Below are 22,990 nucleotides of genomic sequence, written 5' to 3'. Positions count from 1 at the left end.
CTTCTGCCAGGAGGAGGCTTGGACGGCCTTGTTCCCGGTCCCAACTTCCGCCCCGATGCTCATTGCCGGCTACCGCCAGACCGACGTCATCTACGCCAATGCAGACACCGTGGTGGCTGCCGCCGTGGCGCCGGACGGCGAACGCGTCGTCCTCAAGTACCCCGACAGCGAGCAGCCCGCCCCCGAGCTGCTGGCGCGCTGGCGCCATGAGTTCCAGACCCTGCAATCGATTGACTCCGAATGGGTCATCAAGGCCCGTTCCCTGCACCAGGACGGCCGCAAGCTGGTGCTGGCGATGGAGGCCTTTGCCACCAGCAGCCTGGCGCAGCTGATCGAGGGCCAGCACCTGGACCTGGCCGAGAAGCTGGGCCTGGCCCTGCAGCTGTGCCGCGCCCTGAGCGACGTGCACGCCCACCGCCTGATCCACGGCGACATCGCCCCCAAGAACGTGCTGGTGGACCTGCGCCAGATGCGGCTCAAGCTCTGTGATTTCGCCCTGTCCTCGCCGCTGGATCGCGAAGAAGCCCTGCCCGGGCCCGGCCTGCGCGGCACCCTGGACTACATCTCCCCCGAGCAGACCGGCCGCACCAGCCTGGAGGTGGACTACCGCAGCGACTTCTATTCCCTGGGCATCACCCTCTACGAGCTCTTCGCGGGCCGCCGCCCCTTCCAGCTGAGCGACCCCATGGCCCTGCTGCACGCCCAGCTGGCCCTGATGCCCACGCCTCTGCACCAGCTGGACAGCAGCATTCCCGAGCCCCTGTCCCTGCTGGTGCAGAAGCTGCTCGCCAAGTACCCGGACGAGCGCTACCAGAGCAGCTACGGCCTGCTGCAGGACCTCGAGCGCTGCGCCCGCGAGTGGGCGGACCACCGCCATCTCCAGGCCTTCGAGCTGGGCCGCCATGACACGCCTGAGCGCTTCTGCATCGCCCAGAAGCTGTATGGCCGCGAAGCCGAGGCCGCCTCCATGCTGGCTGCCTTCGAGCGCGCCAGTGCGGGCCGCGCCGAACTGCTGCTGGTCAGCGGCGCCTCGGGCATCGGCAAGACTGCGCTGGTGGCCGAGCTGCACCGGCCCGTCCTGGCCCGCCGGGGCTACTTCCTGCGCGGCAAGTGCGACCAATACCGCCGCAACGAGCCCTATGCGGCGCTGTGCCAGGCCTTCCAGCCCTTTGTCGAGCTGCTGGCCTCCGAAGGCGTGGACCGCCGCGGCTACTGGGGCGAGACCCTGCGCCAGGCCCTGGGCGACACCGCCGGCTCCGTCGCCGCCCTGCTGCCTCAGCTGAGCCTGCTGATCGGCGAGATCCCGCCCCTGCCCGCCCTGCCCGCCGCCGAGAACGAGCAGCGCTTCCACTTCGCCTTCGCCGCCTTCACGCGGGCTCTGGCCAGCAGCGCCCATCCCCTGGCCCTGTTCCTGGATGACCTGCAGTGGGTGGACGGCCCCAGCCTGCGACTGCTGCAGCACCTGCTGTCCGACCCGGAAGGCCACTGCTGCCTGCTGGTGGTGGGCGCCTACCGCGACCAGGAGGTGGAGGAAGGCCATCCCCTGCCGCAGATGCTGATGAGCCTGCAGCAGGCCGGCCATGCCAGCCCCGGCCGCCTGCACCTGGACCACCTGCAGCCCGAGCACGTCTCGCAGCTGATCGCCGACAGCCTGCACAGCACCGACGCCGAGATCGCCCCCCTGGCCAGCCTGTGCCTGGAGAAGACCCGCGGCAACCCCTTCTTCCTCAACCAGTTCCTGCGCCGGCTCCATGCGCTGGGCGACCTGCACTACGAGCGCCGCAGCGGCCGCTGGGCCTGGGACATCGCCCGCATCCGCCAGCGCGACATGACGGACAACGTCGTCACCCTCATGCTGGACGGCATGCGGGTGCTGCCGCCCCTCACCCAGCACCTGCTGGCCAGCGCGGCCCACCTGGGCGAGAGCTTCTCGCTCAGCGAGCTGATGGCCGTCAGCGAGCTCGATGGCGAGTCCTGCGCCCGCGCGCTGTGGCCGGCCCTGCAGGCCAGCCTGGTGCTGCCCCTGGACGAGGGCTACAAGTTCACCGGCACGCCCACCCTGCTGGCCGAGGCGCGCTACCGTTTCCTGCATGACCGCGTGCAGCAGGCCGCGCATGACCTGACCCCACCGCACGAGCAGGCGGCCCTGCAACTGCGCTGCGGCCGCCGCCTGCTGGCCGCCAGCGACGAAGCGCAGCGCGAGCAGCGCCTCTTCAGCATCCTGGCCTGCCTCAATGCGGGGCGCGGCCTGATCCACGACCCCGCCGAGCTCGCCGTGCTGCGCGGGCTCAACCTGCGCGCCGGGCTGCGCGCCAAGGCCGCCTCGGCCCATGCCACGGCGGTGGACTTCCTGCGCCACGCCCACGCTCTGCTGCCAGACGACGCCTGGCGGCAGGATCCCGACGGCACGCTGGGCCTCTACAAGGAGCTGGCCGAGGCCGAGTACCTCGCTGGCAACTTCCAGGCCGCCGAGCTGCTGTATCCGCGCGCCCAGGCGGCTTGCCCCAGCGCCGAGGGCCGTGTGGAGCTGGGCCTGGTGCAGGCGGCGCAGTACCACACCCAGGGGCGCTTCGCCGATGCCGTCGGCGTCCTGCTGCAAGGCCTGGCCGAGATCGGCCGCCCCTTCCCTGCCACCGAGGAAGAGGCCCAGGCCCGCTTCCCGGCCGAGTTCGCCAGCACCGAACAGCTGCTGGCCGAGCAGGGCGAGGACGCCATCCTGCGGGCCCCCGAGATGCAGGACCGTCAGGCCCTGCTGGAGATGCGCCTGGGCATGGCCCTGGCCTACTCGGCCTACCAGGTCGGCCGCTTTGCCGCCTTCGTGCTCAACGCCTGCCGCATGATGAGCACCACGCTGCGGCACGGTCAGTGCGATCTCAGCTGCGTGGCCTATGTCGCGCACATGACCTCGCGCTCGGTGATGCAGCGGCCCTATCCCGAGTGCTATGCCCTGGGCCACCTGGCCCGCCAGCTGGCCGAACAGCGGGACGCCGTCTATTTCCGCATCACCGTCTACCAGTACTTCAGCGCCTTCTACCAGCATTGGTGCGAGCCCCTGGCCCCGGCCATCACCCAGGTCGAGCTGGGCTGGGAGCTGGGCCAGAGCGGCGTCAATCCCGTTGCGGCGGGCTACTGCGCCCTGCTCAGCGCCGTCAACCACTTCGCCCTGGGCACGCCGCTGGAGAGCCTGGAGCTCGCCTGCGAGCGTGGCCTCAAGTTCCTGCATAAGACCCGCCAGCCCGCCACCGAGGCCATGCTGCGCCACGGCGTGCTGCAGCCGCTGCTGGCCCTGATGGGACGCACCGAAGCGCCGCTGAGCTTCGACACCCACAGCTGCCGCAGCAGTGAACTCATGCAGGCCGAGCCGCTGCGGCCCAGCATTCCCCTGTCCTTGATGGTGGCCGCGCGGCTGCGCCACAGCTTCCTGCTGGACGACGCCAGCGGCTGGCGCCAGGCCCTGCCCCTGCTGCCCATGGTGGCCCTGTGCCTGCCGGACAGCCCCTCCATGGTCGAGGCCAGTTTCTACTCGGCCCTGGGCCATCTGCGCGAGGGCTTCGCGGAGCAGGAGCAGCCCGTCGAGGTCGCGCGCCAGCTGCTGGCCCGCTTCGAAGCCTGGGCCGCGCACGGCGAGAGCAACTTCGGGCACAAGCAGCTGATGATCGCGGCCGAGCTGGCTCGCGTGGAGGGCGACAGCAAGCGTGCCATGGACTGCTATGCCCGCGCCATCGAACAGGCCCAGGCCAGCGGCTTCACGCCCTGCGCCGCCCTGGCCAATGAGCTCTATGCCCGCTTCTGGGCCGAGCAGAACCAGCAGCAGCTGGCGCGCAACTTCATCCGCGAGGCCCACTACCACTACCGCCGCTGGGGCGCCGCGGTCAAGTGCCGGCAGCTCGAGACGGGCTGGCCCGGCGTGGCCTTCTCCAACGCGCGGGGATCGCAGAGCAGCCAGAGCCGCAGCAGCCCCTACCAGCGTGACTCCCTGGACCAGATCAGCCGCCTGGACCTGCACTCCCTCCTCAAGGCCAACCAGCTGCTGACCCAGGAGATCCAGCTCGACGCCCTGCTGCCGCAGATGCTGGGGGTGCTGCTGGAGAACGCCGGCGCCGAGCGGGGCGCCATCGTGCTGGACGACGACGGCCAGCTCGTGGTGGAGGTCATTGGCGGCCTGGATGAGCACCACCGCATGGATTCCAGCCGCATCGGCCGCCCCCTGGACGAGCTGAACAAGGGCCCGGAGGCCGTGCTGCCCAGCAGCCTGATCGAGTACACCAAGCTGAGCCGCCGCACGCAGCTGCTGAACCGCCCGGCCGAGGACGAGCGCTTCGCACAAAGCCGCTACCTGCGCCAGCAGCAGCCCAAGTCGGTACTGAGCCTGCCCGTGATCAACCAGGGCAAGCTGGTGGCCGTGATCTACCTGGAGAACCGCCAGCTCGAGAACGCCTTCACCCCGCGCCACCAGCAGACCCTGGAGCTGCTGAGCTCCCAGGCCGCCATCTCCCTGGCCAATGCGCGGCTCTACGAACAGCTGGAAGAGAAGGTGGAGCGCCGCACCCAGGAGCTGCGCCAGATGAGCATGCGCGACGGCCTCACCGGCATCGCCAACCGCCGCGCCTTCGACGAGCGCCTGGCCATCGAATGGCGGCGCAGCCTGCGCCATGGCACGCCGCTGTCCCTGCTGATGCTGGACATCGACCACTTCAAGCAGTTCAACGACCACTACGGCCACCTGGAGGGCGACCGCTGCATCAAGACCGTCGCCCAGCTGCTGCAGGGCGTGGCCAGCCGGGGCAGCGACCTGGTGGCGCGCTACGGCGGCGAGGAGTTCGCGCTGCTGCTGCCGGACACCGACAGCGCCGCCGCCGAGCGCCTGGCCCAGGCCTGCCTGGAGGCCATCGAGGCCCTGGCCATCCCGCATGCCAAGTCGGCCGCGGCCCCGCATGTGAGCCTGAGCCTGGGCTGCAGCACCCTGCAGGCCAGCGAGGCCAGCACGCCCGAGATGCTGCTGAGCCACGCCGACCAGGCCCTGTACCGCGCCAAGCGGGCCGGGCGCCGGCGCTGGACGCGCCTGGACGCGCAGGTCTGAGCCCCGCCGGACCGGCCCTGCACGGGCCCGGCCGGGCATGGTCGCCCGGGCTCAAGGCAAGACCTGACCCCGCAGCGCAGGCAGCGCCGCACCCAGGGGGCCTTGCGCCGTCTCAGCGCGCCAGGGCGGTCTTGAGCGCCTCCAGCAGCTGCTTCACCAGGCCCTGGATGCGCTCGTCCACCAGCTCGTTGTGCTCGTCGAAGAGGCCGGCGGTGAAGGCGCTGCAGAAGACCTCGGGCTTGTTCAGCACCCGCAGGTCCAGGGCCACGGCCACCTGGCGCAGGTGGTACTGGGCGCGCGAGGTGCCCATGCCGCCGCCGGCGCCCATCAGGGCCACGGTCTTGCCGGCGAGCAGGTGGTTGTCCTTCTCGCGTGAGGCCCAGTCCAGCGCGTTCTTGAGCACCGGGGCGATGGAGTAGTTGTACTCGGGGCAGGCCAGCAGCAGGCCGTCCGCCTGGCGCAGCTGCTCGAAGAAGCGGGCCACGGGCGGGGGCGGTGCGGGGTGGTCCGCGTTGTAGAAGGGGAACTCGCTGAGGTCCGCCATCTCCAGCTGCAGGCCCTCGGGGGCGTTGCGCAGGGCATAGCGGGCCAGGGCGGTGTTGCGTGAGGCCGCGCGCAGGCTGCCGCTGAGGACCAGGATCTTCTTTGCCATCGTCATCACTCCTTGCCAGCCCTGCGGCAGCGGAGCCCCTGCCCCGCGCCGCCTGGCTGCCGTCGATCAGATGCTGATGCTATTCGGGATCTGGGACGGCAGCTGGAAGGGGTATTCGACCGGACGCAGACGGTTGCGCTCGCGGATCTCGCGCTCGGCCAGGGCCAGGTCGGTCTGGAACTCGGCCACCAGGGGACCGACGCGCGGGTCCTCGAAGTAAGGATTGCGCGGGTTGTGCTCGTAGCGGCCGAAGGTGTCGTACTGCACGCCCGACAGCAGGTACTCGAAGGAGAAGGTGTAGAGCGACACATCCAGCGGCGGGTACCAGCGGATGCAGTCCTGCTCGCTGTCCACCACGGTGCTGCGTGCGGGCGCCGGGTCGTAGAGCGTGCCAGCCACCGAAGGCATGTAGGACATCAGCGGGTACTGCGCGTAGTTGACCGACGCATGCTGCGGGCCCGCGATGTAGACGATCTGCGCCACCACCTCGATCAGGTAGGCGAGGCTGTCAATGCGCCAGGGCTTCTTGGGGTCGCCCGTGGCCGTCAGCCCGCGCATGCCCTTGAAGCCGGCGAACTGCGGCGCGGTCATCTCGTGGATCCAGGCCTGCAGCTCGTAGTCGCCGGCCACCTCGGCATCGCTGCTGTAGTAGAGGCGCAGGTAGCGCTCGACGAAGCGATGGGTGGCCTGCCACAGCAGCAGGGTGTCATCGCGGAAGGGGAACTTGGGCAGGCCGTCCACACCGCGGATGCGGAAGAGGCGCTCGGGATGGTTGTCGTCCCAGCGGTAGGCCTGGTGGGCCTGGGCCAGCACGCCCAGGGTGCACTCGATGGCCGGGCCCACATTGGTGGCCACCACGCCGCCCGGAATGATGAGGCTGTGGATGGCGGAGTCGTTGATGTTGATCGTGAAGCGGAAATGCGGCGCCAGCAGCTTCAGGATGGGGTGCTGATCGGCCAGCTGGCGGCGCGCGGCCACCACGATGGGCTCGATGACCAGGTGGCAGGCGCCCAGGTGGGCGATGGCCTCGTGCTGGATCGCCGCGGCCACGTTGACGAAGTACTTGGCGATGCGCCACTTGAAGCCCTTGGCGTCGTTGGCGTTGCCGGCGTCCTTGGGCGTGTAGATGGGCGCGGTCTCGGGGTCGTGCTTCTGGGCCAGCTGCGCGGCGATGGGCTGCAGCACGCCCTCGGGCACCGAAGGGTAGCCGGCCGGCGGCGTGGGGTTCCAGTAGAAGAGCGCGATGGGCGCGGCCATGTAGCGCTGCTCGCCATGCAGCGGGTCGGCCCAGGCGCCTTCCAGCAGGGCGTAGTCGCACACGAAGAGCCGGCCCTGCTCCGCGGCCTGCGCCAGGGTCAGGCTAGCCTGGCCGGTCTCCTTCTGCAGCATGGCGTCGGTGACCGGCATCTTGGCCAGCAGGTCCGCCAGGGGCATCTTCTGGATGCCTTCCATCGGGTCGTCCACGTCCGGCGGGACGGGTGCGGGCACCACGGCGCGCAGCATCGTGGTGTTGTAGCCCGCCGTCTGCAGCCAGCCGAAGAACCAGTCCTGCTGGCAGGGCTTGCCCTGGCCCTGGGGCATCCAGGGCTGCTGCTGGATGGACAGCATCAGCGGCGTGGGCAGGCTCACGAAGAGGCGTTCGTAGTCCTCGATGCCCTGGGCCTGCAGGTAGTTGCGGCCGGGCTCCTCGCTGAGCATGTCGAAGAGCGTGGACTTCAGGAAGGCCGTCGGTCCGTTCGCGAGGAATTCCTTGAACACCGCATCCAGCCCAACGGCCATCTTGGCCAGATCCTTGGGCAGGTTGCCCAGGGTCTCCAGTGCGGCAGGCAGGCCGGCCAGGGCCTCGAAGAAGTCCTTGAGCTCCTCGATGTCGCGCAGCGGGTGCAGGAGGCTGAAGTCCTTGAGCTTGGCATAGGCCTCCTCCACGCGGCGCAGCGCGGCCGTGGGCACGTCGGCCAGCAGCTCGCGCTCCAGCAGCATCAGCACCACGCGCTTGAAGTTGTCGGTCAGCGCGAGGAAGACCTGCACGACCTGGGCCTCGTAGTCCAGGCTGAACTTCTCGGCATCCGGCAGGTCGGCCGACAGCGGCACGCCTTCCAGGTAGCTCTGCATGTAGTTGTACTGCGTCCGCGCGATGGAGAGCTGGAAGGCCCGGGCCTTGCGCGCCTCGGCGTCGTGGTGCTGCGGCAGGCTGGGGATCTGGGCCGGGCAGGCGTTGCCGGCGATGGAGGTGACGATGTCGGGAAGGCTCATCGGAAGTCGTCTCGCTGATGCGGCGGCTCACGATGCAAGGGTCTGCAGGCTCGTGCGCACGCCGGGGCTGTTGAGGTTGGGGCGCGCTCTACCAACTGCCTGGCGCGGCTGGGCAGCACGGTACCACCGAGCGACCGGGCTGCAAGGCAGAAAAATCCCGAGAGTCGGCGTGTGATCCGTTGATGCTTCACGCACCTTCCCTGCACAGGGGCGCTGGCGCGGCAGCCTGCCCACCCTTCTTCAGCGCGCACTTGCCAGGCCCGCTATTCATACGTACTATCCAAAAAAGCAACTTTTCACTGATTTTTTGGATAGCCAATGAAGATCTCCAAGCAGCAGCAAGACCAGAACCTGCGGCGCCTGATCGAGGCCGCGGTGGAGCTGATGAGCCGCCAGGGCTTCGAGGCGACCAGCATGAAGCAGATCGCCCGCGAGGCCGGCCTGGGCGACGCCACGATCTACAAGTACTTCCCCAGCAAGGAGAAGCTGGTGCTGGGCTACTACGAGCTGGCGCTGTCCGAAGCGCTGGCCCTTACCGAGCAGACCAGCGGCTTCGAGCGCTACACCCTGCAGGAGCGGCTGCAGCGCCTCGTTGACGCGGTGCTGGAGCGCCTGCTGCCCGACCGCGAGTTCGTGGCCCTCACCCGCCAGCTGGCGCAGCAGTCGCCGCTGCTGCTGCTGGGCGACGGCCTGCCCGGCAAGAGCGCCCTCAAGCGCGTGGTGAAGGACTGGCTGACCGCCGCCGAGGCCGCTGGCGAGATCGCCCCCTGCGACTACCAGGGCCTGGTGGCCGGCCTGTTCACCGACGGGCTCTTCGGACTGATCACCTACTGGCTGGACGATGACAGCGAAGACTTCGCCGACACCACCCAGCTCAGCGAGCTGGTGCTGGGACTGCTGGTGATGGTGCTGCGCAGCGGCGTGGTCAACAAGCTCGGCGAGCTGGCCGCCTACCTGCTGCGCAACCAGCTGGCGCGCCTGCTGCAGGGCCAGCGTGGCGAGCTGCTCCAGATGCTGGCCCTGGCCGGACGCGGGCTGGGCAAGGCCGTGGCCGCCGCTGGCCCATCCACAGGCCGGGCACCCGAGCCCGAACCCAAACCCAAGCCGACACGGAAGCCGAAAGCGAAACCCGCATCGCCACCCGCTCAAGCCCGTCAGCGCACGGCACGGAGCAAGCCATGAAGGCGGACCGCATCGCCAAGATCCCGGTCCCGGCGGAGAGCCGGCTGGCGCCGTCCCTGGCCAGCGCCGACTTTGCCGACTGCTACGCCCTGCCCGACCCGCAGCCGCAACAGGAGCTGCTGGCGCTGTGGCTGCAGCTGGCGGCCCGCAGCCCGCGCTGGATGAACCTGCTGATGAGCCTGCGCAACCGGGCGGTCCGCCTGGTGGGCCTGAAGCATCTCGGCCAGCTGCAGGCCGATGCCGCCAAGCCGGCCGAAGCCTACCGGGTGGGTGACCGCGTCGGCATCTTCACGCTGGAGGGCCTGCATCCGGACGAACTCCTGCTGGGCGACAACGACCGCCACCTGCATGTGCGCCTTTCGCTGCGCCGCCTGCCCGCGCAGGAGGGGCCGCCCCGGCTGGCGCTCAGCACCGTGGTGCACGAGCACAACCGCCTGGGCTGGCTCTACATGGCCGTGGTGGGTCCGGTCCACTCGCTGATCGTGCCCCTGATGCTGCGCCAGATCAGCCGCCGCCAGCGACCCAAGGCATGACGACCGCCGAACGCCCCCCGCGCAGCGGCCGCCTGGCGCGCAGCGCCATCGCGGGCCGCGCCCTGGTCCAGGCCGGCGCGAGCCGGCTGGTCCACAAGGCGCAAGACCTGGCACGCACCGAGGAGGAGCGCCAAGCCGCGCGCGCCGCGCAGGAAGCGCAGCTAGGCCGCATCCTCTTCACCGCGCTGAACCAGCTCAAGGGCGTGGCCCTGAAAGCCGCGCAGATGCTCGCCGGCGAGCCCCAGCTGCTGCCCGAGGGCCTGCGCCAGCAGCTGGCGCGCGCCTGCTACCAGGCCACGCCGATGAACCGGGCCCAGGTCGACCGCCAGCTGCGCCAGGCCCTGGGCCACGACTGGGCGCAGCGCCTGCCGGACTTCGACGCCCAGGCCTTTGCCGCGGCCAGCCTGGGCCAGGTGCACCGGGCCCGGCTGGCCGATGGCCGCGCGGTCGCGATCAAGCTGCAGTACCCCGGCATGGCGGCCACGGTGCGCAGCGACATGCAGCTGCTGCGGCTGCTGCTGGACGGCCCCTTCACCGGCCTGCTCGACGAGGCCGGCGGCCTGCCGGCGCCCCAGCTCCTGGCCACGCTGCTCGACGAGATCGAGCGCAGCCTCGAGGCCGAGCTGGACTATGCGCGAGAAGCCGAGGCCATGCAGGCCTTCCGCGCGCAGCTGCGCCTGCCAGGCCTGGTGGTGCCTGCGGCCGTCCCCGAGCTGAGCACGCGCCAGGTGCTGGTCATGGAGGCGCTGGCCGGCCAGCATCTGCAGGAGTGGCTGGACACCCGTCCCAGCCAGGCCCAGCGCGACCACTACGGCCAGCTGATCTTCGACGCCTTCCTGCGCATGGCCTTCGAGCTGCGGTGGCTGCATGCGGACCCGCATCCCGGCAACTACCTGTTCATGGCCGATGGGCACCTGGGCCTGCTGGACTTCGGCTGCACCCAGCGGCTGTCGGAGGGATTCACCGCCGGGCTGGCGCAGGCCTGGAACGCGGCCCTGCGTCCGGATGCCGATGCAGCGCTATACCAGGCCTACCTCAGCCTGCAGCTGATCAGCCCCGGGATGACGCTGCAGCACTTCCGCGCGGAGCTGCGACCGGCGCTGTCACCCTTGCTGGACTGGCAGCTCGCGCCCTTCCGCAGCCCGGTCTATGACTTCGGCCAGGACCGGCGCCTGCCGAGACTCCAGGCCGGACCACAGCGCACGGCCCTGCAGGCCCTGCACCAGCTGCCCACCGAGCTGGCCTTCTTCGACCGCAGCTACCTGGGCCTCAACCAGCTGCTCCACCGCCTGGGGGCACGGGTGCAGACCCGCAACCGCTGGATCGGCCCACCCACCCTCGGACCCACGACCTGAAAGGACGGCCCATGCCTCCCGCCACCCTCACCCCTGTGATCGACACGCCGCTGCCCCTGCGCCCCTCCCGCTGGCAGGCCTGGGAAGGCCCCTGGCTGCTGGCCGTCGCCGCGGTGCACACCCTGTTCGGACTGCTTGTCTTCGCACCGGTGCTGCGCGCCATGCTGGCGCAAGGTTGGATCGACACCGTGGGCACCGACCCCCTGCGCGGCGCCGTCAGCTGGTTCCTGCTGTTCGGGCTGCCGCTGGCCCTGCTGGCCCTGTGCATCAGACCACTGAGGCAGGCGGGCCAGGCCCGGCGCCTGCGCCTGCTGGGCTGGGGCCTGCTGGGCCTGTGCGCCGCGGGGGCGAGCCTGATGCCCGCCTCCGGCTTCTGGCTGGTGCTGCCGCCAGCGCTGAGCCTCCTGTGGCCGCGCCGGCCTGGGCGCTGAGGCGGCCAACGCTCCTCAGCTCGCCCGCTTCACCAGCCCCATCATCGGCCGCAGCATCGGCGCCACCACCGGCACCGTGAGCATGGTGCTGCCCACTGCCATCAGCAGCAGGGCGGTGAAGGTTTCGGAGGTGATGATCTGCTTGTCCAGCAGCACGTTGGCGAAGATGATCATGATCAGCGCCTTGGTCTGCAGCAGCCAGCCGATGATGCGGGCCTCGCCCGGCGCCCAGCGCAGCAGGCGCCCGGCGATCTCCAGGCCCAGCAGCTTGCCGCCCACCGAGACCGCCAGCAGCAGGCCGGCCACGCCGAAGACCGCATAGCCGCCCATCTCCCAGTTGGTGCGCAGGCCCGTGGAGAGGAAGAACACCGGCATCAGCACCATCAGCACGTGGTGGCGCAGCAGGTCCATCTGGGCCTGGTCGAACCACTCGGCGTCCATCACCGCGCCGGCCAGGAAGGCGCCCACCATGAAGTGCAGGCCGGACCAGTCCGCGCCGAAGGACACCAGGGCCAGCCAGATCAGGCTGACGAACCAGCGGTCCGCGGCGGGCAGGCGCAGCATCAGGCGGCGCAGGCCCCAGGTGGCCAGGGCGAAGAGCACGAGGAACAGGCCCTGGCGCCCCACCCGCGCCCAGTCCATCAGGATCAGGGCCAGCACGCCCCAGATGGCGATGTCGTCCAGGCTGGCATAGCGCAGGATGCGCTGGCCCAACGGCTGGCGCAGGATGTCCAGCTTCTCCATCAGCAGGATCAGGATGGGCAGCGCCGTGACGGCGCAGGACATGCCCACGCCCAGCACGAACTGCCAGGTCTCGGCCTTGGGCCCCATCCAGCCGCCCCCCAGCAGGGCCAGGGCGGCCACGCTGCCGGCGAGCAGCGGCGTGCCCAGCGCCAGGCCGGCCGTGATGCCGCTTTCCACCCGGTGTTCCCAGGCCTTCTTCAGGTCCAGCTCGATGCCCGCGATCCACACGAAGAGCATCACCGCCCACCAGGCCACCCCGTTGAGCGACTGCACGACCGCCGGGTTGAAGACGAACTGGTAGTAGTCCGGGAAGGCACGCCCCAGCACGCCCGGCCCCAGCACGATGCCCGTGATGATCTGCACCACGACCAGGGGCGCCCAGTAGTCGGTGCCTCCCAGGCGCCACACGAGATAGGGCACCGTGAAGATCACCGTCATGGCGATCAGGAAGATTTCGGTCGTGTTCATCGCGCCATGATGGCGACGAAGCCCCGTGGCGGGCAGCGGGCTCACCCGATGCCGGAACATCGGGTTTCATGCTAAGAAAGCGTTTTCATGGTGGGATGGAACCGCAGTTCAACGCGGAACAGAGACGCGGAGGCCACCTCCGTACTGCGGGAAGCGGTAACTGACACTGAAGCCGTCCAGGGTGCCGGTACAGCGGCTGCCTTCGCCTCTGGAGCTCATGGACACCAAAATGGCGCCGCCCGATGAGCGGTCGCTCGTGATCGTCTCGGCGGTGCCGCAGTCCGTTCTGTAGAGCGTTCCCGCGTGATCCCGGTAGGTGGGGATCGTTTGCTCCGGCAGTTGGCGGTACAGCTCCGTCAGCGGCACGGCTGCCTTGGACAGGTAGGCCACACGGATGTAGAGCCCGTTGAAAACCTCCAGCTCGCCTTGCCGGGAGCTCATGAGGCCCCATTCCACGCCGTAGCGGTACGGTCCGTTCTCCAGCTTGCATTCGCCGAAGAGCGCCGGTTCGCGCTCGCCCGGCTTGACCTTGTAGGCACCGCAGCGGAACAGCACGCCGAAGACTCGGGAGAAGAAGTCGCTGTTCGGCACCCCCTGGATCACGCCCTTGGCCAGCAGCTCTTTCAGCACCCGTGGCGGCGAACCGAGCGCCGGGGGCTCCTCGGCGCGCCCGGCCACGGCAAACGTGGCCAGCAGCATCCCGGCGATCCATGATCGACTTCCGATTCCCGATGCAGAGCCAGGCATGTGTTCCCTTCGCGTTCCCTTCACGTCCCCATCGGCGCCCTGGGCATGACCCGGGGCCGCTTGAAGGCCGCCATTGTGCCCTTGCGCCCCCAGGGGAAAGCCGCTCAGGGCAGTCGCATCAGCCCCACATCCGCCCGCCCGCTGGCCGCCGTGATCAGGCCCAGCACGCGGCTGTGCTCGGCATCGAGCATGTCCCAGCGCAAGCGCCAGGCCCAGTTGCCGCCGAGGATGCCGGGCACGTTCATGCGGTGTTCCCCGCCCAGGCCCAGCACGTCCTGCATGGGGAAGACGGCCATGTTGGCGACGGAGTTGCAGCAGGCGCGGATCATGGCCCAGTGCACGTCGTGCTCGCCGCAGGCCAGGTAGGCGCCGGCGAAGGCGCGCTCGCGGGCGCTGGCGTGGCGCCACCAGCCCAGCACGGTGTCGTTGTCGTGCGTGCCGGTGTAGGCCACGGCGGCGCGCGGCCACATCTGGGGCAGGAACTCGTGGCTGCCGTCACCACCGAAGCCGAACTGCAGAATCTTCATGCCGGGGAAGCCGCAGGCGTCGCGCAAGGCATGCACGTCCTCAGTGATGAAGCCCAGGTCCTCGGCCACGATGGGCAGCGGACCCAGGGCCTTCTCGATGGCGTCGAACAGAGCCTTGCCGGGGCCGGTGCGCCACACGCCCTGCTTGGCATCCGGGCTGCTGCCGGGAATCTCGTAGTAGCCGGCGAAGCCGCGGAAGTGGTCGATGCGGAAGACGTCGGCGCTGCTCAGCGCGCGGCGCACGCGGGCCGTCCACCAGGCGTAGTCCTCGGCCGCCATGCGGTCCCAGCGGTACAGCGGGTTGCCCCAGCGCTGGCCCTCGGCGGAGAGCGCGTCGGGCGGCACGCCGGCCACGGTGACGGTCTGGAATTGATCGTCCAGATCGTAGAGATCGGGGCGGGCCCAGCAGTCGGCGCTGTCATGGGCCACGAAGATGGGCAGGTCGCCCATGATGCGCACGCCACGCTCGTTGGCGTAGCGCTTGAGGCCGGCCACCTGCCAGTCGAAGCACCATTGCACGAAACGCCAGAAGTCGATCTCGGCGGCGTGTTCCCGGCGTGCGGCGGCCAGGGCAGCGGGCTCACGGCGTGCCAGGTCTTGCGGCCACAGCCACCAGGGCTGGCCGCCGCGCGGGCTGCGGATGGCCATGAAGAGGGCGTAGTCCTCCAGCCAGTCGGCCTGCGAGGCGCACCAGGCGGTGAACTCGGCGCGCTCGGCCGCGCTGGCCTTGGCGCGGAAGCCGGCCTCGGCGGCGCGCAGCTGCTGCTCGCGCCAGGGCAGCACGCGGCCGTAGTCCACGCGTGAGGCATCGAAGCCTTCCGGCGGCAGCTGCGGCGCGCTCATCCAGCCCTTGGCCACCAGGGGCTCGAAGGCCACCATCCACTGGCTGCCCGCGAAGGCCGAGACGCCCTGGTAAGGGCTGTCACCAGGACCAATGGGGGTCGAGGGCAGCCACTGCCACAGGCCCTGGCCGGCGGACTGCAGCCAGTCCACGTAGCGGTAGGCATCGGGGCCGAAGTCGCCCATGCCGTGCGGGCCAGGGAGGGAGGTGATGTGCAGCAGCACACCGGCGAGGCGTTGGTTCAGGTCCATGCGCGCAGTCTCGTACAAAAGAAGGGGGGGATGGAAGGCGTCGGGTCAGGCGGGCTGGGACTGCAGCAGCCAGAGGCTGCGGGCAGGCACCTCGAAGGCCAGGTCCAGGCTCAGTGCCTGCGCCAGCGGCCGGCCGTCGGGCTGGCTGCTGTCCAGCAGCAGGCGCCACTGCGTGCCGCGGCATTCGGCGGGCGCGTGGAAGGCCAGGGCCTGGGGCTCCGGATTGAACAGCAGGGCCAGGCTCGGTTCTGCACCGGCGGGCAGGGCCGAGATCAGGCAGGCCAGGGCCTGCTCTGGGCCCAGGTGCCAGTCCTGCACCTGCATTTCGTGGCCCCGCGGCGAGAACCAGCGCAGCTGGGCATCGCCCGCATGCGCGGCCCCGCCCTGCCCTGCCGATACGAACCAGCGCTCGTGCCGCAGCAGGGGCTGCGCCCGGCGCAGGGCGCTGACGCGAGCCACGAAGGACTGCAGCGCGGCGCTGTCCTGCCGCCAGTCCAGCCAGCCCAGGGGGTTGTCCTGGCAGTAGGCGTTGTTGTTGCCCTGCTGGCTGTTGGCCAGCTCGTCTCCGGCATTGAGCATGGGCGTGCCCTGGGCCAGCAGCAGCGTGGCCAGCATGGCGCGGCGCAGGCGCTCGCGCGTGGCCTGCACCTCGGCGGGGGCCCCCTCGCCCTCATGGCCGAAGTTGTGGGCCAGCTCGCCGTCGCGGCCGTCGCGGTTGTCCTCGCCGTTGGCCTGGTTGTGCTTGCCGCTGTAGCTCAGCAGATCGTGCAGGGTGTAGCCGTCATGCACGGCAATGAAGTTGACCGAGGCCGTGGGCAGGCGCTGCGCATGGTGGAACACATCGCTGGAGGCACTGAAGCGGCGGGCGAACTCGCCGCGGCTGATGGCATGCCCCAGGCGCGGTTGCGTGGCCGCCGGGCCGATCCAGTAGCCGCGCACGGCGTCGCGGAACTTGTCGTTCCACTCCATGAAGCGGCCGGGGAAGCGGCCCAGCTGGTAGCCGTCATAGCCCGCATCCCAGGGCTCGGCGATCAGGTGCACGCCCGCGAGGACCGGGTCCTGGCGCAGGGCGGTGAAGAAGGCGGCCTGCGGATCGAAGCCACGCGGCCCGCGGCCCAGCACCGGTGCGAGGTCGAAGCGGAAGCCGTCCACGCCCATCTCCTGCACCCAGAAGCGCAGCGAATCCAGCACGAACTGGGTGACCCGCGGATGCTGGGTGTTGAGCGTGTTGCCACAGCCGGTGAGGTTCTCGGCCCGGCTGGCGTCGTCCGGCACGGCGCGGTAGTAGCTGCGGTTGTCCAGGCCACGCCAGGACAGCGTGGGGCCGAACTCGTTGCCCTCGGGCGTGTGGTTGTAGACGACGTCCAGCACCACCTCCAGCCCCGCCTCGTGCAGAGCCGCGACCATGGCGCGGAACTCCGCCGCCACCAGGGCCGGATCATGGCGAACGGCGCTGCTGGCCAGGCGCGGGTCCGGCGCGAAGAAGCCCAGGGTGTTGTAGCCCCAGTAGTTGTGCAGGCCCTTTTCCCCGAGGTGGGGCTCGTCGATGGCGTAGTGAACCGGCAGCAGCGAGAGCGTGCTCACGCCCAGGCGCTGGAAATGGGCGATGGCCGCCGGATGGGCCAGGGCCGCGTAGCTGCCGCGCAGGGCCTCGGGGATGCCAGGGTGCGCGGCCGAGAAGCCCTTCACATGCACCTCGTACAGCAGCAGGTCCGCCGCCGCATGCCGCGGCGCCGAAGCGCGCGGGCCAGGCCCGGCGGCCGGCGCCGCCACGCGGGCCTTCAAGGCATGCAGGGCGTTGTCGCGGCGGTCGAAGCTGCGGGACCCTTCGGGGTGGCCCAGCTCGTAGCCGTGGTGCTCGGCCCGCCAGCCGAAGTGGCCGACGATCTCGCGGGCATACGGGTCCAGCAGCAGCTTGTGCGGATTGAAGCGGTGGCCGCACTCGGGCGCATAGGGCCCATGCGCACGGAAGGCATAGACAAGACCTGACCCCAGGCCCGGCAGGAAGCCGTGATGGATGCCGTCATGGGGCCCGTGCAGGCGGTAGCGGCGCAGCTCGCGCTGGCCCTCGGCGTCGAACACGCACAGCTCGATGGCCTCGGCATGCTCCGAGAACACGGCCACGTTGACGCCGCCGTCGCGGGCCAGGGTGCCCAGGGGCTCGGTGCGGCCAGGGCTCAGATGGTCAGGCAGGGCAGTCTTCATGCGGCAGCGTCATCTGGGCGGGCCAGCAGGGCCCGCAGCGGCAGCGCCAGGCGCGCGGCCCAGTGCTGCTCGGTGTGGTCCGCATCTTCGAAGACACGGGTCTGGGTGAGCGGCGGACGGTGGCCACGCGCGGCCAGCAGCGCGTCCACACGGGCCTGGGCCTCGTCGTAAAGCGCGTCCAGCCCGGCGGTGCCGCGGTCCAGGTAGAGGCGATGGCTGCCCGGCGCGGGCAGCTTGCGTTCGAGGTAGCTCAGCAGCGCACCCGGGATCTCGGCGTTGCGCTCGTACAGGCCGATCCAGTGCGTGCTCAGGGCCGCGGCGCCGCCGAAGACCTGCGGATACTCACAAAGGCCGTAGAGGCTGATCAGGCCGCCCATGCTGGAGCCCATGAGGAAGGTGGAGGCGGGCCGAGGGTCGGTGGCGTAGCGCGCATCGATGCGGGGCTTGAGCTCGCGCACCAGGCTGCGCAGGTAGGCGTCGGACAGCGGCGGGCGCTTCAGCTGCCCGGCCAGGTAGCGCTGCCCGGGCGCCGTCTTCTCGATCGCCGGCCAGCAGGCCTGCGGAAAGAACTCGGCGTGACGCTGCTCGGCATGGTTGTGCAGGCCGACGACGATGAAGTCGCGCAGGGTGCCGTCGGCGATCAAGGGCGCGGCCACGGCATCCACCGTCCAGGCCTGGCGGTTCCAGGTGCTGCGCGGGTCGAAGAGCATCTGGCCATCGTGCATGTACAGCACGGCATGCGGCCGGTCGGCACGGTAGCTCGGGGGCAGCCAGACGTCGACCGGGCGCGGCCCCAGCGTGGCGTCCTCCAGCACCAGGCGTTCCAGCCGGCCCGCGGCAAGCTGGGGCAAGGCATCCGCCCCGGCCACCACGGTGCAAGGGACGGCCAGCGCTGCGGCGCCCTGCATCAGCTGGCGGCGGTTCATGCGCCCTCCTCCACCGGCGCCAGCATCAGCGTGGCCAGGGGCGGCAGCAGCAGCTGCAGGTGGCCGTCGACCACCGGCAGTGCCGCCTGCTGGTTGCCCAGGTTGCTGCCGCCGTAGTAGCTGGCATCGGTGTTGATCACCTCGCGCCAGGCGCGGACACCTTGCGGCATGGGGATGCGGTAGCCCTCGCGCGGCACCGGCGTGAAGTTGCAGACCACCAGGGTCTGCTCCCCGCCCGGCTCGCGGCGCAGCCAGGCGAAGACACTCAGCTCGCGGTCCTCACTGACCAGCCACTGGAAGCCCGCGGCCTCGCAGTCCTGGCGGTGCAGGCTGGGCCGTTCGCGGTAGACGCGGTTGAGGTCGCGCACCAGCACCTGCACGCCGGCATGGGCCGGCCGGTCCAGCAGGTCCCAGGGCAGCTCGGCGTCGTGGTTCCATTCGCTGTCCTGCGCGAACTCCTGGCCCATGAAGAGCAGCTTCTTGCCGGGATGGCCCCACATGAAGCCGTAGTAGGCGCGCAGATTGGCGAAGCGCTGCCAGTCGTCGCCCGGCATCTTGCCCAGCAGCGAGCCCTTGCCGTGCACCACCTCGTCATGCGAGAGCGGCAGCACGAAGTTCTCGCTGAAGGCGTAGACGAGGCCGAAGCTCATCTTCTCGTGATGCCATTTGCGGTGGATGGGGTCCTCGTGCATGTAGCGCAGGGTGTCGTTCATCCAGCCCATGTTCCATTTGTAGTGGAAGCCCAGGCCGCCGGCCGAGGTGGGCGCGCTGACGCCGGGAAAGCTGGTCGATTCCTCCGCGACGGTGATGCCGCCGGGCGCCTCGGCGCCGATCACCTCGTTCATGCGGCGCAGGAAGGCGATGGCCTCGAGGTTCTCGCGGCCTCCCTGCACATTGGGCACCCACTCGCCGGGCGGGCGGGAGTAATCGCGGTAGAGCATGGAGGCCACGGCGTCCACGCGCAGGCCGTCCACGCCCCACTGCTCCAGCCAGTACAGCGCATTGCCCACCAGGAACTGCTGGGTCTCGAGGCGGCCGAAGTGGTAGATCAGCGTGTTCCAGTCGCGGTGGAAGCCCTCGCGCGGGTCGGCGTACTCGTAGAGGTGCGTGCCGTCGAACTGGGCGAGGCCATGGGAGTCCGCCGGGAAATGCGCGGGCACCCAGTCCAGCAGCACGCCCAGGCCCTGGGCATGGCAGGCGGCCACGAAGCGGGCCAGGCCGCGCGGGTCGCCCAGGCGCGCCGTGGGCGCATAGAGGCCCAGGGTCTGGTAGCCCCAGGAGCCATCGAAGGGATGCTCGGAGATGGGCAGCAGCTCGATGTGGGTGAAGCCCAGGCCCGCGGCATAGCCCGGCAAGGTGGCGGCCAGGGTGTCCCAGTCCACGAAGTCGCCGGGCCCGCCGCCAGGGGGGCGCCGCCAGGACAGGGCGTGCACCTCGTAGATGCTGATGGGCGCGTCGCGGCGGTTCACCGGGCGGCGGTCGACGGGCAGGCGCAGCTGAGGCGGCTCGGCGCAGACGATGCTGGCCGTGTCCGGCCGGAACTGGGCCTGGCGGGCGTAGGGATCGGCCTTGCGCAAGACCTGACCCTCGGCGGCGAGGATCTCGAACTGGTAGAGGTCGCCCGCCTGCACGGCCGGGATGAAGAGCTCCCAGACGCCCGCCTCGTGCCGGCGCCGCATGGGATGACGGCGGCCGTCCCACTGGTTGAAGCTGCCCACCACGCTGACGCGCCGGGCGTTCGGTGCCCAGACGGCGAAGCGCGTGCCGGCCACGCCGTCCACCTGCTGCAGATGGGCGCCCAGCACCTGCCAGGGCCGCAGGTGCAGGCCGGCCGCGAGCTGCTGCAGCTCGGCTTCAGACAGCTGGGGGCCGAAGGCGTAGGCATCGTCCATGCGCTGCCAGGGGCCGCCGGCCTGCCACTGCACGAAGAGGCGGTAGGCGAAGGGCTTGCGGCGGCGCGGGATGAGGGCCTCGAAGAACAGAGCCGGCTCACGCACCGTCATGCGGCACAGGGCACGGCCGCTGGCGGCGTCCAGCACCTGCACCGCCTGCGCACCGGGCAGGCAGGCGCGCAGCCACAGCCGGCCTTCGTCGTCGGCATGCTGACCCAGCACGGCGAAAGGGTCGCCATGGCGGGCCTCCCTCAGGGCCTGAAGGGTGCTGTCGTCAACCATGCCCACGCCTCGGGGATCAGGCCTTCAGCGAAGCCGGCGACCAGACGCGCTCGACGTACTCGGCAATGGTGCGGTCCGAGGAGAACCAGCCCATGCCCGCCACGTTGCGGATGGCCTGCTCGCCCCAGGCCTGCGGCTCGCGATAGACGGCATCGACCTTCGCCTGCGTGGCCACGTAGTCGCTGAAGTCGGCCATCAGCAGGTAGGGGTCGGCGCCCAGCAGCTTGTCGACCAGGGGCTTGTAGCGGGCGCTGTCGCCGCCGCAGAAGTCGCCCTCGGCGATGGCGTGGATCACGCCCTGCAGCTGGCGGTTCTGCTCCACGTACAGGCGCGGGTCGTAGCCCAGGCTCTTGAGCCCGGCCACGGCCTCGGTGCGCAGGCCGAAGACGAACATCTGGTCCACACCCATGTGCTCGGCCATCTCGATGTTGGCGCCGTCCCAGGTGCCGATGGTCAGCGCACCGTTCAGCGCGAACTTCATGTTGCCGGTGCCCGAGGCCTCGGTGCCGGCGGTGGAGATCTGCTCCGACAGGTCGGCGGCCGGGATGATGGTCTCGGCAAGCGACACGCCGTAGTTGGGCAGGAAGACGAGCTTGAGCTTGTCCCCCACACGCGGATCGCTGTTGACCACGCGGGCCACGTCGTGCGCCAGCTGGATGATCAGCTTGGCCATGTGATAGGCCGAGGCCGCCTTGCCGGCAATCACCACGGTGCGCGGCACCCAGCCCCGGCCGTCCACCCCTTCCGGGTTGGCAACGATGGCCTGGTAGCGGGCGATGACGTGCAGCAGGTTCAGCAGCTGGCGCTTGTACTCATGGATGCGCTTGATCTGCACATCGAAGAGGCTGTCCACGTTCACGGCCAGGCCCAGCTCGCGGCGGATGCGCTCGGCCAGGCGCTGCTTGTTGGCGCGCTTGACGCTGCGGAAGCTGTCGATCAGCGCGGCGTCCTTGGCATGCGCGGCCAGGGCCTGCAGCTTGGAGAGGTCCTGACGCCAGGCCGTGCCGATGGCGCCGTCGATCACGGCGGACAGCGCCGGATTCGCCTGCTGCAGCCAGCGGCGCGGGGTCACGCCATTGGTCACGTTGTGGAAGCGCTCGGGGAAGATGCGGGCATAGTCGGCAAAGATGGTCTGCACCATCAGGGCCGAGTGCAGCGCGGCCACGCCGTTGACGCGGTGCGAGGCCACGATGGACAGCGCGGCCATGCGCACGCGGCGTTCGCCACCGTAGTTGCCGCCCTCGTCGATCAGCGAGACCCGCGCGGCCAGGGCGTCGTCACCCGGGAAGCGCTGGCGCAGCTCCTGCAGGAAGCGGTGGTTGATCTCGTAGATGATCTCGAGATGGCGCGGCAGCAGGGCCTCGAACATGCGCACCGGCCAGGTCTCCAGGGCCTCGGGCATCAGGGTGTGGTTGGTGTAGCTGACGGCCTGACGCGTGATCGCCCAGGCCTCGTCCCAGGGCAGGCCGTGCTCGTCCAGCAGCAGGCGCATCAGCTCGGCCGGGGCCAGGGCCGGGTGGGTGTCGTTGAGGTGGATGGCGTTGCTCGTGCCCAGGTTCTGGAGCGAGCCGGACTCGCGCAGATGGCGCGCGATCAGGTCCTGCAGCGAGGCGCTCACCAGGAAGGCCTCCTGCTTGAGGCGCAGCTCGCGGCCGGCCTCGGTGGAGTCGTCGGGGTAGAGCACCCAGTTCAGCGCGTCTGCGGCCACCTGGCGGCTGGCGGCACCGGCATAGTCACCGCGGCAGAAGGCCTGGAAATCGATGGGCGCGGCGGCCTGCGCATGCCACTGGCGCAGGGTCGAGACGCGCTCGCTGTGGTGGGCCGGCACGATGAAGTCGTAGGCCTGGGCCACCATCACCTCGGCCGGCACCCAGCGGCGAGCGCCGCTGGCGTCCACCTCCACGCGGCCGCCAAAACCCACGCCATAGCGCAGCTCGGGGCGCGGCAGCTCCCAGGGGTTGCCCAGGCGCAGCCAGTCATCGGGAGACTCGACCTGGCGGCCGTCCTGGATGCCCTGGGCAAACATGCCGTACTGGTAGCGCAGGCCGTAGCCGAAGGACGGCAGGCCGAGCTCCGCGAAGGAATCGAGGAAGCAGGCGGCCAGGCGGCCCAGGCCGCCATTGCCCAGCGCGGCGTCGGGCTCGCGCTCCAGCACGGTGGACAGGTCCTGGCCCTGGGCCTGCAGATGCGCCTGCAGCACGCCGTCCAGGCGGAGGGCCGCCAGCGCGTTGCTCAGCGCGCGGCCCATCAGGAACTCCATCGAGAGGTAGTGCACGCGGCGGCTGGCGGCGTCGGCGCCGCGCCGGGCATCGGCGGCCTGCGTGGCGGCCCAGCGCTGGGCCAGCAGCTCGCGGCTGGCGGCCGCGGCGGCGCGCATCAGCTCGTCACGGCCGGGTGCGGCACCCACCAGGGCGCGCTGCTGCAGTTCGCGCTGCAGGGCGGCCTTGAAGGCGTCCTGCAGCCCGCATGTGGAAGAAGAGGAAGAGGATTCGGAGTTCATGGCACCTCGCGCCGTGGAACGGGCCGCGTTGAGAAGCGTGGACAACATAGGCATTCATCCCTGGGGCAGCCAAGACCGGCCCCTGCGGTCGGCCGCGAACCCAGCGAAACGGGCCGCGCGG

Annotated in this window: 14 protein-coding genes; 5 read left to right on the top strand and 9 right to left on the bottom strand. The window is 70.3% G+C overall.

Features of this window, described 5'->3' with window-relative positions; translation table 11 throughout:
• The first annotated feature begins 55 nt into the window (after positions 1-55).
• The gene (locus O9Y01_RS15795; RefSeq protein WP_269632570.1) at positions 56-5,080 is read left to right on the top strand and encodes a diguanylate cyclase domain-containing protein; all 5,025 of its coding nucleotides are present in this window, start codon (positions 56-58) and stop codon (positions 5,078-5,080) included.
• A gap of 112 nt (positions 5,081-5,192) precedes the next feature.
• Here O9Y01_RS15795 and O9Y01_RS15790 read toward each other — a convergent pair whose 3' ends face one another.
• Both O9Y01_RS15790 and O9Y01_RS15785 read right to left on the bottom strand, forming a co-directional pair.
• Positions 5,193-5,732 (bottom strand): NADPH-dependent FMN reductase, encoded by a 540-nt coding sequence (locus O9Y01_RS15790; RefSeq protein WP_269632569.1) that lies wholly within the window; start codon positions 5,730-5,732, stop codon positions 5,193-5,195.
• 66 nt (positions 5,733-5,798) lie between these two features.
• Entirely contained in the window at positions 5,799-7,985 is a 2,187-nt protein-coding gene (locus tag O9Y01_RS15785) for a lipoxygenase family protein (RefSeq protein WP_269632568.1), read from the bottom strand.
• 318 nt (positions 7,986-8,303) lie between these two features.
• Here O9Y01_RS15785 and O9Y01_RS15780 point away from each other — a divergent pair, with 318 nt between their 5' ends.
• Genes O9Y01_RS15780 through O9Y01_RS15765 form a run of 4 tightly spaced genes read left to right on the top strand, consistent with a single transcriptional unit; the run spans position 8,304 to position 11,486 of the window.
• On the top strand, positions 8,304-9,167 hold the full coding sequence (locus tag O9Y01_RS15780) for a TetR/AcrR family transcriptional regulator (protein WP_269632567.1): 864 nt from the start codon (positions 8,304-8,306) through the stop codon (positions 9,165-9,167).
• Positions 9,164-9,700: a DUF2867 domain-containing protein gene (locus O9Y01_RS15775; protein ID WP_269632566.1), complete on the top strand. Its 537-nt coding sequence runs from the start codon at positions 9,164-9,166 to the stop codon at positions 9,698-9,700. Before O9Y01_RS15780 ends, O9Y01_RS15775 begins: the two co-directional genes overlap by 4 nt.
• Positions 9,697-11,055, top strand: a complete 1,359-nt coding sequence (locus O9Y01_RS15770; protein ID WP_269632565.1) for an ABC1 kinase family protein — start codon at positions 9,697-9,699, stop codon at positions 11,053-11,055. Before O9Y01_RS15775 ends, O9Y01_RS15770 begins: the two co-directional genes overlap by 4 nt.
• A gap of 11 nt (positions 11,056-11,066) precedes the next feature.
• Positions 11,067-11,486: a DUF6463 family protein gene (locus O9Y01_RS15765; protein ID WP_269632564.1), complete on the top strand. Its 420-nt coding sequence runs from the start codon at positions 11,067-11,069 to the stop codon at positions 11,484-11,486.
• Between the two features lie 15 nt (positions 11,487-11,501).
• Here O9Y01_RS15765 and O9Y01_RS15760 read toward each other — a convergent pair whose 3' ends face one another.
• The 7 genes from O9Y01_RS15760 to O9Y01_RS15730 all read right to left on the bottom strand — a co-directional run bounded on the left by O9Y01_RS15760 (position 11,502) and on the right by O9Y01_RS15730 (position 22,869).
• Complete coding sequence (locus tag O9Y01_RS15760) at positions 11,502-12,698, bottom strand: cation:proton antiporter (protein ID WP_269632563.1); 1,197 nt, start codon at positions 12,696-12,698, stop codon at positions 11,502-11,504.
• A gap of 108 nt (positions 12,699-12,806) precedes the next feature.
• A complete protein-coding gene (locus O9Y01_RS15755; RefSeq protein ID WP_269632562.1) occupies positions 12,807-13,397 on the bottom strand; it encodes a hypothetical protein in 591 nt (196 codons plus the stop codon).
• A gap of 152 nt (positions 13,398-13,549) precedes the next feature.
• Positions 13,550-15,082 (bottom strand): 4-alpha-glucanotransferase, encoded by a 1,533-nt coding sequence (gene malQ / locus O9Y01_RS15750; protein ID WP_269632561.1) that lies wholly within the window; start codon positions 15,080-15,082, stop codon positions 13,550-13,552.
• A gap of 27 nt (positions 15,083-15,109) precedes the next feature.
• Positions 15,110-17,269: a glycogen debranching protein GlgX gene (gene glgX / locus O9Y01_RS15745; protein WP_269632560.1), complete on the bottom strand. Its 2,160-nt coding sequence runs from the start codon at positions 17,267-17,269 to the stop codon at positions 15,110-15,112.
• Positions 17,266-18,195 (bottom strand): alpha/beta hydrolase, encoded by a 930-nt coding sequence (locus tag O9Y01_RS15740; protein ID WP_269632559.1) that lies wholly within the window; start codon positions 18,193-18,195, stop codon positions 17,266-17,268. Before O9Y01_RS15740 ends, glgX begins: the two co-directional genes overlap by 4 nt.
• Complete coding sequence (gene glgB, locus O9Y01_RS15735) at positions 18,192-20,369, bottom strand: 1,4-alpha-glucan branching protein GlgB (protein WP_269632558.1); 2,178 nt, start codon at positions 20,367-20,369, stop codon at positions 18,192-18,194. Before glgB ends, O9Y01_RS15740 begins: the two co-directional genes overlap by 4 nt.
• Positions 20,370-20,385: 16 nt before the next feature.
• The gene (locus tag O9Y01_RS15730) at positions 20,386-22,869 is read right to left on the bottom strand and encodes a glycogen/starch/alpha-glucan phosphorylase (RefSeq protein WP_269632557.1); all 2,484 of its coding nucleotides are present in this window, start codon (positions 22,867-22,869) and stop codon (positions 20,386-20,388) included.
• Between the last annotated feature and the right edge of the window lie 121 nt (positions 22,870-22,990).

The sequence above is a fragment of the Pelomonas sp. BJYL3 genome (assembly GCF_027257975.1).
Taxonomy (GTDB): Bacteria; Pseudomonadota; Gammaproteobacteria; order Burkholderiales; family Burkholderiaceae_C; genus Roseateles_B; species Roseateles_B flavus.
This window is presented reverse-complemented; position numbering and strand designations above follow the sequence as displayed.

Excerpts from the sequence above, each read along its gene's own strand:
- O9Y01_RS15795 (WP_269632570.1), top strand. The coding sequence starts at position 56 with ATGCTCATTGCCGGCTACCGCCAGACCGACGTCATCTACGCCAATGCA.
- O9Y01_RS15790 (WP_269632569.1), bottom strand. The coding sequence starts at position 5,732 with ATGGCAAAGAAGATCCTGGTCCTCAGCGGCAGCCTGCGCGCGGCCTCA.
- O9Y01_RS15785 (WP_269632568.1), bottom strand. The coding sequence starts at position 7,985 with ATGAGCCTTCCCGACATCGTCACCTCCATCGCCGGCAACGCCTGCCCG.
- O9Y01_RS15780 (WP_269632567.1), top strand. The coding sequence starts at position 8,304 with ATGAAGATCTCCAAGCAGCAGCAAGACCAGAACCTGCGGCGCCTGATC.
- O9Y01_RS15775 (WP_269632566.1), top strand. The coding sequence starts at position 9,164 with ATGAAGGCGGACCGCATCGCCAAGATCCCGGTCCCGGCGGAGAGCCGG.
- O9Y01_RS15770 (WP_269632565.1), top strand. The coding sequence starts at position 9,697 with ATGACGACCGCCGAACGCCCCCCGCGCAGCGGCCGCCTGGCGCGCAGC.
- O9Y01_RS15765 (WP_269632564.1), top strand. The coding sequence starts at position 11,067 with ATGCCTCCCGCCACCCTCACCCCTGTGATCGACACGCCGCTGCCCCTG.
- O9Y01_RS15760 (WP_269632563.1), bottom strand. The coding sequence starts at position 12,698 with ATGAACACGACCGAAATCTTCCTGATCGCCATGACGGTGATCTTCACG.
- O9Y01_RS15755 (WP_269632562.1), bottom strand. The coding sequence starts at position 13,397 with ATGCTGCTGGCCACGTTTGCCGTGGCCGGGCGCGCCGAGGAGCCCCCG.
- glgX (WP_269632560.1), bottom strand. The coding sequence starts at position 17,269 with ATGAAGACTGCCCTGCCTGACCATCTGAGCCCTGGCCGCACCGAGCCC.
- O9Y01_RS15740 (WP_269632559.1), bottom strand. The coding sequence starts at position 18,195 with ATGAACCGCCGCCAGCTGATGCAGGGCGCCGCAGCGCTGGCCGTCCCT.
- glgB (WP_269632558.1), bottom strand. The coding sequence starts at position 20,369 with ATGGTTGACGACAGCACCCTTCAGGCCCTGAGGGAGGCCCGCCATGGC.
- O9Y01_RS15730 (WP_269632557.1), bottom strand. The coding sequence starts at position 22,869 with ATGAACTCCGAATCCTCTTCCTCTTCTTCCACATGCGGGCTGCAGGAC.